General features: G+C 62.9%; 10 protein-coding genes. 9 read left to right on the top strand and 1 reads right to left on the bottom strand.

The window, feature by feature from the left end:
* Window positions 1–40: 40 nt before the first annotated feature.
* Window positions 41–1,213, bottom strand: coding sequence for a DUF2974 domain-containing protein (locus C816_RS01500; RefSeq protein WP_016320632.1), 1,173 nt, complete (start codon window positions 1,211–1,213; stop codon window positions 41–43).
* A gap of 356 nt (window positions 1,214–1,569) precedes the next feature.
* Between C816_RS01500 and C816_RS01495 the strand changes: the two genes are divergently transcribed.
* The 9 genes from C816_RS01495 (at window position 1,570) to C816_RS01455 (ending at window position 11,756) form a co-directional block, all read left to right on the top strand.
* Window positions 1,570–1,869, top strand: coding sequence for a hypothetical protein (locus C816_RS01495; RefSeq protein WP_207636876.1), 300 nt, complete (start codon window positions 1,570–1,572; stop codon window positions 1,867–1,869).
* Between the two features lie 102 nt (window positions 1,870–1,971).
* Window positions 1,972–3,189: an ABC transporter substrate-binding protein gene (locus tag C816_RS01490; protein ID WP_040654520.1), complete on the top strand. Its 1,218-nt coding sequence runs from the start codon at window positions 1,972–1,974 to the stop codon at window positions 3,187–3,189.
* Window positions 3,190–3,347: 158 nt separating this feature from the next.
* Window positions 3,348–4,226 carry a branched-chain amino acid ABC transporter permease gene (locus C816_RS01485; RefSeq protein ID WP_016320629.1) on the top strand — a complete coding sequence of 293 codons (879 nt, stop codon included), beginning with the start codon at window positions 3,348–3,350 and terminating at the stop codon, window positions 4,224–4,226.
* A gap of 9 nt (window positions 4,227–4,235) precedes the next feature.
* Entirely contained in the window at window positions 4,236–5,309 is a 1,074-nt protein-coding gene (locus tag C816_RS01480; protein ID WP_016320628.1) for a branched-chain amino acid ABC transporter permease, read from the top strand.
* A gap of 37 nt (window positions 5,310–5,346) precedes the next feature.
* On the top strand, window positions 5,347–6,144 hold the full coding sequence (locus tag C816_RS01475; RefSeq protein WP_242832126.1) for an ABC transporter ATP-binding protein: 798 nt from the start codon (window positions 5,347–5,349) through the stop codon (window positions 6,142–6,144).
* A gap of 10 nt (window positions 6,145–6,154) precedes the next feature.
* Window positions 6,155–6,856, top strand: coding sequence for an ABC transporter ATP-binding protein (locus C816_RS01470; RefSeq protein WP_040654741.1), 702 nt, complete (start codon window positions 6,155–6,157; stop codon window positions 6,854–6,856).
* 619 nt (window positions 6,857–7,475) lie between these two features.
* Window positions 7,476–8,852: a TrpB-like pyridoxal phosphate-dependent enzyme gene (locus C816_RS01465; protein WP_016320625.1), complete on the top strand. Its 1,377-nt coding sequence runs from the start codon at window positions 7,476–7,478 to the stop codon at window positions 8,850–8,852.
* A gap of 1 nt (window position 8,853) precedes the next feature.
* Window positions 8,854–9,171 (top strand): cupin domain-containing protein, encoded by a 318-nt coding sequence (locus tag C816_RS01460; RefSeq protein ID WP_016320624.1) that lies wholly within the window; start codon window positions 8,854–8,856, stop codon window positions 9,169–9,171.
* 128 nt (window positions 9,172–9,299) lie between these two features.
* Window positions 9,300–11,756, top strand: a complete 2,457-nt coding sequence (locus C816_RS01455; protein WP_016320623.1) for a cation-translocating P-type ATPase — start codon at window positions 9,300–9,302, stop codon at window positions 11,754–11,756.
* Window positions 11,757–11,759: the final 3 nt, after the last annotated feature.

Genomic DNA, 11,759 nt, shown 5'->3' with positions numbered 1-11,759 from the left:
TAAAAAACCTTGGATGGGCCGCGCCCATCCAAGGTTTTTTCTACGCCTCTTCCTCTTTCTTCTTCGCCGCCTTTTTCCGCACGGCCCGCCGCTTCTCCGTCTCCTCCTGAATCCCCTCCAGGGTCATGAGCAGGTTGCTCTTAAAGAGCAGTCCTACGAAATTCAAAAGGCCGTCCCTCGTCTCCTTGTCCAGGTCCTTCATGGCCTTCACCATGGCCCCCGCCGCCTTGAAGGAGTCCGCCTTCAAATCCTTCAGCGTCACCGCGCCGGAGGCGGAGAGCACGTCAAACAGGGCGGCGACGAATTTCTCCCGCCGCTCCACCGGCATGGCGCGGACCCACTCCCTCAGCGCCATGTCGCTGAGGCGGGCCTGGCGGGTCACCTGGCGGAGGGTGACGAAGTGGTCCCCCATGACCTGCCAGGAAAAGCCGTCGTGCTGCATGAAGCCCAGCTGGTCACTGTCCACCACGGCGTAGTCCTCCTCGTGCTCCAGGAGCATCCCCACCACCGAGGACTTTGGCACGATGGAGTAAATGCGCTCCGCCACCCGCCGGTGCTCCGGCAGGTCCAGCAGGTCCTCATGGAAACCGGGGCCGTCGTTGGACCAGACGGCCTCGATCCGCCGCTGGACCGCCGCCGGGCAGAACACCCCGGCGTACACCGCCAGATTCCCGCCCTTGGAGTGGCCCCCCAGCCGCAGGCGCCGGCGGGGGTACTGCTTCGCCACGTCCCGGACGTAGCGGAGGGCCTTCTTCTGGGCGGGCACCTCCGGCATGCAGGCCAGCTCGAAGTCCTCCTTCCACCCCGCCAGGGTGTCGTCCGTGCCCCGGAAGGAGAGGTACAAAAGGCCGTCCCCGGTCTCGATGGTCAGCGCCGCGAACTGCTCCCCCCTCCCCACGTCCAGGTGGTCTGTAAAGCAGTTGAGCTTCACTGATCCGAAGCGGCGGGAGGCGGCCATCTTCCCCAGCATTTCCGGGATGACGTCGGGCACCAGCACGCCCATGTCGATCTTCTCCCCCTCCGGGAAGCGGGCAAAGAAGGCCTCCCCCGCCTCCGCCAGGGGCACGCCCTCCCCCTCTCCGACGCCGGGGACGATGCCCTGGAAATCCACAAAGGACAGCTCCGCCAAAATCAGGTTGTCCACCTCGTTGAAGGGTGCCTGGTCCAACGTCAGGTCCCCCCGCCAGTCCAGATAGTCCATCAGATTCGCCATAGTACGCTCCTTCTCTATGGTTATTTTTTCTATTATAACCTGTTTTTTCCCAGCTTACAAGGGCGGGTGCGTCCGCCTGTTTCCCGGCACATGCGCATTTGCGGGGGAGTTGGCCTGGTCAGGGAGCCGGGTCCCACCGGAGCTCTACTGGTAGATCTGTGGGGCCCGCAGCCCTCTGCGGGCCATCCCCCTGAGATCCCGCCGCTTCCGGGAAAAATTGGAACTTTTTCTCATCCTGCGGAATCATTTCTCATTTTCCGCCGGTTTATGAACTAATTATACAGAAATAGTCCGCCCTCTCCGGAAAAGTTCTAACAAAAACGCCCATTGACTTCTGCCCTGCGCTTCTGTACAATATGAGAAAAATGAAACAGAAGTTTTCAGAAAGGAGCCGGGCTATGACCGCTATGGGTATGTACAGCATGGATATGATGTCTCTTCGGGCGTCCGCCGGCTCCATGGACGCCTCTGCTTCTCATACGCATTGCACCTGCGCGCGCGCCGCTTTCCGCGCTATTATCAACATTCTGGACGCCATGATTCTGGCGTCCATTTTTGTTGTAATTTCCCTGGTAATTCTGGGCGGCCTGTCCAATTCCCTGGTACTGGCTGTTCTGGTTCTGCCGGTTTTCCATCGAATTACGCCCAAGAGGTAAGTCGCGTTCCGTAAAACGGACAGCAATGCGGCACCGCTCTTGTGGCGGAGCCGCTTTTTTATATATCAAAACATCCAATGTAAATTAAAAGGAGAAAGTATGATGAAGAAGTTTTTTGGCATTCTGCTGGCCCTGGCCATGGTACTGAGCCTGGCCGCCTGCGGCGGCAACGGCGGCAGCGGCACCCCCGCCAATGACACTCCCCCCGCCTCCACCGACAACAACCAGCCCTCCGGCGACGCCCCCTCCGGCGGCAGCGCCAGCGGCACCTTCAAGCTGGGCGGCGTGGGCCCCCTGACCGGCGACGCCGCCATCTACGGCAACGCTGCCATGAACGGCGCCCAGATCGCCGTGGACGAGATCAACGCCCTGGGCGGCATCCAGATTGAGTTCAAGGCCGAGGACGACGTGGCCGACGGCGAGACCTCCGTCAACGCCTACAACACCCTGATGGACTGGGGCATGCAGGTCCTGGTGGGCCCCGTCACCACCGGCGCCGCCATCGCCGTGTCCGCCGAGGTCTACAATGACCGCGTGTTCGCCCTGACTCCCTCCGCCTCCTCCACCGACGTCATCAGCGGCAAGGACAACATGTTCCAGGTCTGCTTCACCGATCCCAACCAGGGCGTGGGCTCCGCCGACTATATCTCCCAGAACATGCCCGGCGCCAAGGTAGGCATCATCTACCGCAACGACGACGCCTACTCCCAGGGCATCCGGGACACCTTCGTGGCCGAGGCCGGCAAGGTGGGCCTGGAGATCGTCAGCGAGGGCACCTTCACCAAGGACACCCAGAGCGACTTCTCCGTGCAGCTGACCGCCGCCCAGTCCTCCGGCGCTGATCTGATCTTCCTGCCCACCTACTACCAGCCCAACGCCGTCATCCTGAACCAGGCCAAGGGCATGGGCTACGCCCCCACCTTCTTCGGCGTGGACGGCATGGACGGCATCCTGGCAATGCCCGGCTTTGACACCTCCCTGGCCGAGGGCGTCATGCTGCTGACCCCCTTCTCCGCCGACGCCGACGACCAGCGCACCCAGAGCTTCGTGGCCAAGTACAACGAGCTCCACGGCGAGACCCCCAACCAGTTTGCCGCCGACGGCTATGACGCCGTGTATATCATCTACGAGGCCCTCCAGGCCGCGGGCTGCTCCGGCGACATGTCCGCCGAGGAGATCTGCGAGGCCATCGTGGCCGTGATGCCCACCATCACCGTGGACGGCCTCACCGGCCAGGGCATGACCTGGGCCGAGAGCGGCGAGGTCTCCAAGGCCCCCATGGCCGTGGTCATCAAGGACGGCGTGTACGTCACTCCCTGACCCCAGCGGCCTCATCTGCTTTAACCACAGGCGGTCCGCCGGGAGGCTATGTCTCCCGGCGGGCGCCGAAGCGCCAGCCATGGCGAAAACGGCGGCAGCGGTCGCCGCTGTCCCTGTTTTTGCCATGGGTGAAGTATGAGAAAAGGAAGGTTGATACTATGGAATTTCTCTCCTACCTGATCAGCGGGATCAGCCTGGGGAGCATCTACGCCATCATCGCCCTGGGCTATACCATGGTCTACGGCATCGCCAAAATGCTGAACTTCGCCCACGGCGATGTTATCATGATCGGCGGCTACATCTCCCTGATCGCCATGACCTCCCTGGGGGTCAACGGCGTGGTGGCCACGCTTCTGGCCATGGTGGTATGCACCGTGCTGGGCATTCTCATTGAGGGCCTTGCCTACAAGCCCCTGCGGGGCGCCCCCTCCCTGGCGGTGCTGATTACCGCCATCGGCGTCAGCTACTTCCTCCAGAACGCCGCCCTACAGATCTGGGGGGCCAATCCCCGGGTCTACCCCTCCGTGGCTCCGGACACCTGGAAGCTCTTTGACGGGCAGCTGTCCATCCCCTACGTGTCCCTGATGACCGTCGCGGCCTGCATCGTCATCATGATCGCCCTGACCCTCTTTACCAGCAAGACCAAGATGGGCAAGGCCATGCGGGCCTGCTCCGAGGACAAGGGCGCGGCCCAGCTGATGGGCATCGACGTCAACCGCACCATCTCCATGACCTTTGCCATCGGCTCCGCCCTGGCGGCCATCGCCGGCGTGCTGCTTTGTTCCTACAACTCCACCCTCATGCCCACCACCGGCTCCATGCCCGGCATCAAGGCCTTTACCGCGGCGGTGTTCGGCGGCATCGGGTCCATTCCCGGGGCCTTTCTGGGCGGACTGCTGCTGGGCATCATCGAGGCCATGGCCAAGGCCTACATCTCCATGCAGCTGGCCAACTCCATCGTCTTTGCCGTGTTGATTATCGTGCTGCTGGTACGCCCGGCGGGTCTTTTGGGCAAATATGTGCCTGAGAAAGTCTGAGGTGGCGGTATGAAAAAGCTAAAAGCGCTGAAAACCACTGCAAAAGTGGATTTTGCCACCTATCTGGGCGTCATCGCCGCCTTCATAATCGTCTCCCTGCTCAAAAGCGGCGGCTTTTTGAACCGCTCCCTAACGGGCATGCTGGTGCCCATCTGCTGCTACATCGTCATGGCGGTGTCCCTGAACCTGACGGTGGGCATTCTGGGCGAGCTGTCCCTGGGCCATGCGGGCTTTATGAGCGTGGGCGCCTTCTCCGGCGTCATCGCCGCCATGAGCCTGCAGAACGCCGTCCCCTTCGGCTGGGCCCGGCTGGTGATTGCCATTGCGGTGGGCGCGGCCTTCGCCGCCCTGGCGGGCTTCGTGGTGGGCGTCCCCGTGCTGCGGCTCCGGGGAGACTATCTGGCCATTGTCACCCTAGCCTTCGGCGAGATCATCAAGGAGCTCATCAACTGCCTTCTGGTGGGCTGTGATGAAAACGGCCTCCACATGGCCTTCAACATCAGCGGCACCTTGACCATCGACGATCTGGGCATGACCCCCGCCGGCACCGCCATCATCAAGGGCGCCCAGGGCGCCACAGGCACGGAGAAGCTGGCCTCCTTCGGCGCCGGGTTCATTCTGGTGATGCTGACGCTTGTGATCGTGCTGAACCTGGTGCGCAGCCGCGCCGGCCGGGCGGTCATGGCCATCCGGGACAACCGCATCGCCGCCGAGAGCATCGGCGTCAATGTCACCAAATACAAGATGATCGCCTTCATCACCTCCGCCGCCCTGGCGGGCGCGGCCGGCGCGCTGTACGGCCTGAATTACAGCAGCCTGGCCGCCAGCAAGTTTGACTTCAACACCTCCATTCTGGTGCTGGTCTACGTGGTGCTGGGGGGCCTTGGCAGCATCTGGGGCTCCATCATTGCCGCCGCCGTCCTTTATATCCTGCCGGAGGCCCTGCGCCAGTTCTCCGACTACCGGATGCTGGTGTACGCCATTGTGCTGATCCTGGTGATGCTGGCCACCAACAACCCCACCCTCAAGAATTTCCTGGGCCGGCTCAAGCCCCGCAGATCCCACAGAAAGGAGGCCGCCTGACATGCTCTCAAAACTCGTTCCCGTCCCCTCCGGCAGCATGATCCCCGACCGGGACATCGGCAAGCGCCCCATTCTGGAGTGCATCAGCCTAGGGATCACCTTCGGCGGACTGAAAGCCGTGGAGGACTTTAACCTCACCATCGGCCGCACGGAGATCGCCGGCCTTATCGGCCCCAACGGCGCGGGCAAGACCACGGTCTTTAACCTTTTAACCAAGGTCTACCAGCCCACCAAGGGCACCATCCTGCTGGACGGCACCGACACCCACGGCATGGACACCATGAAGGTCAACCGGGCGGGCATCGCCCGGACCTTCCAGAACATCCGCCTCTTCCAGGACCTGAGCGTGGAGGACAACGTGAAGGTGGGTATGGACACCCAGATGCGCTACAGCATGTGGAGCGGCATTTTCCGCCTGCCGGGCTACTGGAAGGAGGAGAAGGTGGCCCACGAGCGGGCGCTGGAGCTTTTGTCCCTTTTCAATATGGAGGATCTGGCGGACGTGAAGGCCGGCTCCCTGCCCTACGGCGCCCAGCGCCGGCTGGAGATCGTCCGGGCCCTGGCCACCAATCCCTCGCTGCTGCTGCTGGATGAGCCGGCGGCGGGCATGAATCCCTCGGAGACGGCGGAGCTGATGGAGAACATCCGCAAGATCCGGGACACCTTCCAGATCGCCGTACTGCTGATTGAGCACGACATGAACCTGGTGATGAACATCTGCGAGGGCATCTGCGTGCTGAACTTCGGCCGGGTCATCGCCAAGGGCAGCCCGGAGGACATCCAGAAGAACCCGAAGGTCATCGAGGCGTACCTTGGCAAGCAGAAGGAGGCGTGACATGGAAACGATTCTGAAAGTCGACAATATCAACGTCTACTACGGCAGCATTCACGCCATCAAGGGCGTGTCCTTCGAGGTCTCCCAGGGGGAGATCGTCACGCTGATTGGCGCCAACGGCGCGGGCAAGTCCACCACGCTGAACACCATCTCGGGCCTCCTGCGGAGCAAGACCGGCTCCGTCACCTTCCTGGGTGAGGACCTGGGGAAGGTCCCGGCCCACAAGGTGGTCTCCCGGGGGCTGGCCCTGGTGCCGGAGGGACGGCGCATCTTTTTGCAGATGACCACCCAGGAGAACCTGGAGATGGGGGCCTACACCCGCGGCGGCAAGCCTGACCCGGCGGACCTGGAGAAGGTCTACGACCAGTTTCCCCGCCTGAAGGAGCGGCGCAGGCAGGTGGCGGGCACCCTGTCCGGCGGCGAGCAGCAGATGCTGGCCATGGGCCGGGCGCTGATGAGCCGCCCGAAGCTGCTGATGCTGGATGAGCCCTCCATGGGCCTGGCTCCCATTCTGGTGGAGCAGATCTTTGAGATCATCAAAAATCTCCACGACGCGGGCACTACTATTCTGCTGGTGGAACAGAATGCTCAGGCGGCGCTGTCCGTGGCGGACCGGGGCTACGTGCTGGAAACCGGCAAGGTGGTCACCTCCGGCACCGGCGCGGAGCTGCTGGCCTCCCCGGCCATCAAGAAGGCTTACTTGGGCGGCTGAGAGAAAAAACGGGCGGGACATTCTCGTATGGAGTGTGTTTCGCCCGTTTTTTCTCATTTTTTTGCATTTTTCGGATATTTTTGCGAAAATCTATAAAAACGGACTCTGATTTTCAAAATATTTTATCACATCTGGAAAATCTGCCGTCAGGGGGATTGACAACCGCCTCTCCCGGGTTTATACTGCACTCAAGTTCACAGCAAAAACCGATGACGCAGACAAGTAGCCAGAACGCGTTTCTCCCAGCGAGCCGCCGGCAGTGCGAGGGCGGCAGGAACAACTCCGGTGAATGGACTGCCGAGGGCGGGCCGAACCGTTCCCCTGTGGGGAGAGGAGAAAGGAACGAAACCGAGTGGAATTTTCGCCGTCAGGTGAAAATGGAGCGGTGGAGTTTTTTTCGACGAAGTAAGCTCCGACGGGCTTTTCCCCCGTTACCAAGGAAAGGTATGTGTTGGCATACCGCCGAGCGGGCGATTTCTATCGCCAATTTGGGTGGCACCGCAGAAGTTTCAAGACTTTTGTCCCAAAGGAACCTGTCACAGGTCCTTTACGATGGGATGAGGGTCTTTTTTTGACGCATTCTTTCGCGGGGGACCGATCATCGAAAGGAGTAAGCGCTATGAAAACCGAAACCAAGATTCCCTACAAGATCTATCTCACCGAGGACGAGATGCCCCGGACATGGTACAACGTCCGGGCCGATATGAAGGTAAAGCCCGCCCCCCTGGTGAATCCCGGCACCGGAGCGCCTATGGGCTATGAGGACCTGCGCGGCGTGTTCTGCGACGAGCTGATTCGCCAGGAGCTGGACAACGACACAAGGGAGATCCCCATTCCCCAGGAGATCCGGGACTTCTACAAGATGTACCGTCCCTCCCCCCTGGTGCGGGCCTACTGCCTGGAGGAAAAGCTCCAGACCCCGGCCAAGATCTACTACAAGTTCGAGGGCAACAACACCTCCGGCTCCCACAAGCTCAACAGCGCCATCGCCCAGGCCTACTACGCCAAAAATCAGGGACTCAAGGGCGTCACCACCGAGACCGGCGCCGGCCAGTGGGGCACGGCCCTCTCCATGGCCTGCGCCTATCTGGGGCTTGACTGCAAGGTCTACATGGTGAAGGTCAGCTACGAGCAAAAGCCCTTCCGCCGGGAGGTCATGCGGACCTACGGCGCCTCCGTCACCCCCTCCCCCTCCATGGAGACGGAGATCGGCAAGAAGATTCTCGCCCAGCACCCCGGCACCACCGGCTCCCTGGGCTGTGCCATCAGCGAGGCCGTGGAGGCCGCCACATCCACCCCCGGCTACCGCTACGTGCTGGGAAGCGTACTGAACCAGGTGCTGCTGCACCAGTCCGTCATCGGTCTGGAGACCAAAGCGGCCCTGGATAAATACGGTGTGGTGCCCGACATCATCATCGGCTGCGCCGGCGGCGGCAGCAACCTGGGCGGCCTCATCTCCCCCTTCATGGGCGAGAAGCTGCGGGGCGAGCGGGACTACCGCATCATCGCCGTGGAGCCCGCCTCCTGCCCCAGCTTCACCCGGGGCAAGTTCGCCTACGACTTCTGCGACACCGGCATGGTCTGTCCCCTGGCCAAGATGTACACCCTGGGCAGCGGCTTCATCCCCTCCGCCAACCACGCCGGAGGTCTCAGGTACCACGGCATGAGCCCCGTCCTCTCCCAGCTGTATCACGACGGGTATATGGAGGCGGTCTCTGTGGAGCAGACCAAGGTCTTTGAGGCGGCGGAGCAGTTCGCCCGGGTGGAGGGCATTCTCCCCGCTCCGGAGTCCAGCCACGCCATCCAGGCGGCCATTGACGAGGCCCTCAAGTGCAAAGAGACCGGCGAGGCCAAAACCATCGTCTTCGGCCTGACGGGCACCGGGTACTTCGACATGGTGGCCTATGAAAAGTTCCACAACGGCGAGATGACGGATTATATCCCCACCGACGAAGAGCTCCAGGCCAGCTTTGACCAGCTGCCCCAGGTGAACTGAGGTGGACGGCTTCACACCAGTCCTCTGCCATACGGGGTTTCTGGCAAAGCGGGTCTTTGGGGAGGCGGGGCGCGTTCTGGATGTGTCCATCGCCCATCTGGAGCCCCAGGGCGGCGGACCCGCTCCCGCCCACAGCCATCCGGGCCGGGATCACCTCTTCATTGTCACCCAGGGCGTTATGGAGGCCCGAACACCGGAGGGCGTTCGCCGTTTCGGGCCGAATGAGGCGCTGCTGGTGCCCGGCGGCCAGATCCATGAGGTCTGGAACGCCGGGGACGGTCCCGCCGTGGTGGTGGGCGTCACCCTGGCGGCGGAATAGAAAAGACAGAGGGGGACAAAGGTCCCTCTCCGTTTTTGAATCCGGATTTTGGGGGATACTCTGTACAAATTGGGTCAAAATTGTTATAATGGACCAAAATCCTGGAAATTCGACAGAGGGGGCGTTCCATGAAAAAGAGATCAATCCCGGAGCGGACAGAGCCTGCCCGCCGGGAGATGCCCCGCCTCGATCCCGCGCCGGACAGAGGGCTCACCTCCGCCCAGGCCCGGGAGCTGGCGGAGGCGGGCTGGGACAACCGCCCGGTGGAGTCCCCCACCAAGTCCGACCAGCAGATCATACGGGAGAACCTGCTGACCTACTTTAACCTGATCTTCGTTGTGCTGGCGGTGTGCCTGCTGCTGGTGGGAGACTGGAAGGACATGACCTTCCTCTTCATCGTGGCGGCCAACGCCGTCATCGGCATCGTCCAGCAGGTCCGATCCAAACGGACCATCGAGAAACTGTCGCTGCTGTCAGCGTCCAAAGTCCGGGTCGTGCGGGACGGCAAAGTCACGGAGCTTCCGGTGGACCAGCTGGTGCGGGGGGACGTGATTGAGCTCACCGCCGGGTGCCAGATTCCCGCCGACGGGCCGGTGCTCACCGGGCAGGCGCAGGTGAACGAGGCCCTCATTACCGGCGAGGCGGACGCCATCCCCAAGGGGCCGGGAGACAGCCTCCGCTCCGGCAGCTTTATTCTCTCCGGCAAATGCCGGGCGAGGCTGGATCAGGTGGGGGCGGACTCCTACGCCGCCAAGCTGACCCTGGCCGCCAAAAAGGACGCCGGCCCCGGCAAGAGCGAGATGATGCGCTCGTTGGACCGCCTGATCCGTTTCATCGGCGTGGCGCTGATCCCCATTGGCGGAGCGCTGTTCTACACCCAGTTCATCACCCAGGACCTGGGACTGCGGCAGTCGGTGGTGTCCACCGTGGCGGCTCTTATCGGCATGATCCCCGAGGGGCTTTTCCTGCTGACCAGCGTGGCCCTGGCCGTCAGCGTGGTGCGGCTGGCCCAGAACAGGACCCTGATCCACGAGATGAGCGCCATCGAGACCCTGGCCCGGGTGGACGTGCTGTGTGTGGACAAGACCGGCACCGTCACCTGCCCCCAGATGCAGGTGCGGGAGGTGGCGCTCCTGGACCCGGACGCCTGGAGCGAGGCGGACATCGCCGACACCCTGGGGGCCTTCTACCGCTGTATGGAGCCGGACAACGACACCGCCCGGGCCATCGCGGAGAAGTTCTCCTACGGCCCCGCCTGGCCCAGCCGGGAGACCGTGCCCTTCTCCTCCGCCACCAAGTGGAGCGCCGTCAACTTTGCGGGCCGGGGGGCCTATGTGATCGGCGCGCCGGAGTACGTGCTGGGCGGCGAGCTGGAGCCGCTGAAGCCGCAGATCCGTCCCTACACGGAGCAGGGCTGCCGGGTGCTGCTGCTGGCCCAGTGCGACGGGGCGGAGGAGGGCCGTCTCCACGGCCTGGTGCTGCCCATGGCCCTGCTGGTGCTGGAGAATCCCCTGCGGCCCGGGGCGGCCAAAACCTTCGCCTATTTCCACGGCCAGGGGGTGGACGTGAAGGTCATCTCCGGCGACGAGCCGGTGACAGTCTCCGCCATCGCAGCGCAGGCGGGCATCCAAAACGCGGACCGCTGGGTGGACGCCCGGGAGCTGAAAACCGACGGAGACATCGCCCAGGCGGTGCGGCAGTACACGGTGTTCGGCCGGGTGGTGCCCAACCAGAAACGGAAGATCGTCCGGGCCCTCCAGAGCCAGGGCCGCACCGTGGCCATGACCGGCGACGGCGTCAACGATGTGCTGGCGCTGAAAGACGCGGACTGCGGCGTCGCCATGGCCTCCGGCGCGGACGCCGCCTGCCAGGTGGCCCAGCTGGTGCTGCTGGACAGCGACTTTTCCGCCATGCCGAAGGTGGTGGCGGAGGGCCGCCGGGTCATCAACAACATCCAGCGGGCCTCGGCGCTGTATCTGGTGAAGAACATTCTCTCCTTCTTCCTGGCCATCATCACCCTGTTCGCCGACTTCCCCTATCCCTTCATCCCCATCCAGCTGACACTGATCTCCGCCCTCACCATCGGTATCCCCTCCTTCTTTCTGGCCCTGGAGCCCAACCACGACCTGGTCCAGGGAAAATTTCTCCACAACGTGTTCCGCAAATCCTTCCCCGGCGGTTTGACGGCCATCTTTGTGGTGCTGTTCGCGGAGCTCTTCGTCTACGCTCTGGGGCTGGAGCTTCAGGAGCTGTCTACCATCTGCGTGGTGATTATGGCCGTCAACTGCCTGACGGTGATCTACTACGCCGCCCGGCCTCTGGATTTGAAGCGGACAATTCTGCTGGTGTCCATGAGCGCGGCGATGCTGATCGCAGTGGTGTTCTTCGGGGACGTGTTCTCCCTGTCCCTCTCCGGGCTGTCCTTTGCCGGGTGGCTGGTGCTGGCGGCCATGGCGCTGCTGGTAGTGCCCACCCAGATGCTGCTGGAGCGGCTGTTTGACAAGTGCAGCGCGGTCCTTTCCCGCCGGGCGGAGCGGAAAAACAGGCGGCGGGATTCCCGCCGGGCATCTTCCCGCAGGAGATAGGCC

It is taken from the genome of Oscillibacter sp. 1-3 (assembly GCF_000403435.2).
GTDB lineage: Bacteria > Bacillota > Clostridia > Oscillospirales > Oscillospiraceae > Oscillibacter.
The sequence above is the reverse complement of the archived record's forward strand: the minus strand, read 5'-3'. Positions and strand labels throughout refer to the sequence as shown.